The organism is Bradyrhizobium sp. PRIMUS42, from assembly GCF_023006515.1.
In the GTDB taxonomy this organism is placed as follows: Bacteria; Pseudomonadota; Alphaproteobacteria; order Rhizobiales; family Xanthobacteraceae; genus Bradyrhizobium.
In genome coordinates this window covers 1-2642 of record NZ_JALBGZ010000804.1, presented here as the reverse complement: position 1 = coordinate 2642, position 2642 = coordinate 1, and the positions used below count along the sequence as shown (strand labels likewise).

Genomic DNA, 2642 nt, shown 5'->3' with positions numbered 1-2642 from the left:
CGACCACCACGTCGTGGCGCGCGCCGGTGGAGCCGTCGATCATGGTGACGGTCTTCTGCTCGCCGGGAGCGGCCTGCTTCGGCGCTTCGTTGGTCTCGTGCTTGCCCTCTTGCCTGGTTTCGGGCCCATGGCCTGTGGCGGCGGGCTTCTCGTCCGATGCCTTGTCCATCGGCTTGAGCGCGATCCGCGTCATCGGCTCGCCGCCGAGCGGATCCTTGTTGAAGATGGCGAAGCCGACAAAGGTAACCAGGAACAGTCCGAGCAGGACGGCGAGCAGCTGCATGGCCGTGAACGGCAGCCGCAGCCGGCGTTTCCGGCGCGGCTTATCCTGTCCGAGCGGGGCGCTCAGATCATCGGCCGTTTCAGTCATGCGCGATCCCGAATCACTGCGAATGACGATACCACGCCGAGGTCAAGCGGCGGCAGGCCGGGATAGGCCGGGGATGCCAGGAGTTGCAAGCAAAAAGGGCGGCTCCAGGAGCCGCCCTTTTCGTCAGATCTTACGATGCCAGGACCTAGTTCGCCGCCTTGGGCTTGTCGGTCGTGGCCTTGTTGTCGCCGCCGGGAGTGGGCGCGGCGGAGGCGCTGTTCTTGATGCCGTGGAGCAAATCGTCGGCGAGCTTGAGCGCCTTGTCGTCCTTGGCGTCCGGCGGGACGTAGGACTGCGAGCCGGTCTTCTCGTCGCCGTCGTTCTTGAGATGGCCGCGCAGCGAGGCTTCGCCCTTGGTGTCGGTGCGCGACTTCAGCTCGTCCGGCACGTCCTGCAGCACTTCGATGTCGGGCACGATGCCCTTGGCCTGGATCGACTTGCCCGACGGCGTGTAATAGCGCGCGGTGGTCAGACGCAGCGCACCGTTGCCGCTTCCGAGCGGAATGATGGTCTGCACCGAACCCTTGCCGAACGAGCGGGTGCCGACGATGGTCGCGCGCTTGTGGTCCTGCAGCGCGCCGGCGACGATTTCCGACGCCGAAGCCGAGCCGCCATTGACCAGCACGATGACCGGCTTGCCCTTGGTGAGGTCGCCCGAATGCGCGGTGCGCCGCTGGGTTTCCTCGGCATTGCGGCCGCGGGTCGACACGATCTCGCCCTTCTCCAGGAACGAGTCGGAGACGGTGACCGCTTCCTCGAGCAGGCCGCCCGGATTGTTGCGGAGGTCAATGACGTAGCCCTTGAGCTTGTCGCCGATCTGATTCGAGAGGTTGGCGACCTCGCGCTTCAGGCCTTCGGTGGTCTGCTCGTTGAAAGTGGTGATGCGGATATAGGCGATGTCGTCCTGCTCGACACGCGCGCGCACCGAGCGGACGCGGATGTTGTCGCGCACCAGAGTGACGTCGATCGGATTGTCCTGGCCCTTGCGGATGATCTTGAGCTTGATCTTGGTGTTGACCGGGCCGCGCATCTTCTCGACCGCCTGGTTCAGGGTCAGGCCCTGCACCGCCTCGTCGTCGAGATTGGTGATGATGTCGTTGGCCATGACACCGGCGCGCGAAGCCGGCGTGTCGTCGATCGGCGAGACCACCTTGATCAGGCCGTCTTCCATCGTGACCTCGATGCCGAGGCCGCCGAACTCACCGCGGGTCTGCACCTGCATGTCGCGGAAGCTCTTGGCGTCCATGTAGCTCGAATGCGGATCGAGGCCGGTGAGCATGCCGCTGATGGCGGATTCGATCAGCTTGGTGTCGTCGGGCTTCTCGACATAGTCGGAGCGCACGCGCTCGAAGACGTCGCCGAACAGATTGAGCTGGCGATAGGTGTCCGCGGTGGCAGCTCGCGCGCTCGAGCCCATGAACACCGCGCGCGGCTGCGTCACGAACAGCGTCAGCGCCGCACCGGTGGCTGCGCTGAGGAGGATTACTGAAGTCTTGCGCATCATCCGCGAACCTTCTCGCCTTCATTTGCGGCCCACCATGGGCCTGGATCGATTGGAGTGCCGTCCTTACGGAACTCGACATACAGCACAGGTTGACTCGCGTTCGTCGCGAGAATGGAAGCGACCTGAGAGGTCGACCCCATGGTCGCGACCGGCTCCCCCGTGAGCACAAACTGTCCGATGTTGACCGAAATGCGCTCCATCCCGGCGATCAGGACATGATACCCGCCCCCGGCGTTTAGGATCAAGAGTTGTCCATAGCTGCGGAACGGGCCGGAATAGACCACCCAGCCGTCACACGGCGTCGTGACCTGGGAGCCGGGCTTGGTCGCCAGCGAAATACCCTTCTGGACCCCGCCGACCCCGTCGGAACCGCCAAAATCCCTGATCTTGTTACCGTTAACCGGAAGAGGCAGCAGACCCCTGGCCGAGGCAAAGGCAATCGCCGGCGTGGTCCGGGACCGGTCCTTGAATGCGCCCGGGCCGGATTTGGCGCTGGCGGCCGCCTTGGCCTCGGCGAGCTTTGCCGCCTCGGCGGCCTTCTCGGCAGCCTTGGCGGCGCTTTGCAGGTCCTGCTCCATCTTGGTGATCAGCCCCTGGAGATCCCCGACCTGCTTTGAAAGCATGATCGCGCGCGAATTCTCGGCGTCGAGATCCTTTTCGCGCCCCGCCTGCTGGCGCTGTCGCTCGTCGACGAGCGCGGTGAGCCGGGTCTGGTCGCTGCGGACCCGGTCGCGGTCAGAGGCGAGCTGGTCGCGCTCGGTGGCGATG

2 protein-coding genes and 1 pseudogene are annotated in these 2642 nt (G+C 65.1%); all 3 read right to left on the bottom strand.

The window, feature by feature from the left end; genetic code table 11:
• Window positions 1–370: pseudogene (locus tag MOV75_RS33905) on the bottom strand (divergent polysaccharide deacetylase family protein); the annotation flags it as partial.
• A gap of 145 nt (window positions 371–515) precedes the next feature.
• Window positions 516–1874, bottom strand: coding sequence for a S41 family peptidase (locus tag MOV75_RS33900; protein ID WP_246930276.1), 1359 nt, complete (start codon window positions 1872–1874; stop codon window positions 516–518).
• The coding region (locus MOV75_RS33895; RefSeq protein ID WP_247007516.1) for a murein hydrolase activator EnvC at window positions 1871–2642 on the bottom strand (772 nt) is incomplete at its 5' end. The genes MOV75_RS33895 and MOV75_RS33900, both read right to left, overlap by 4 nt.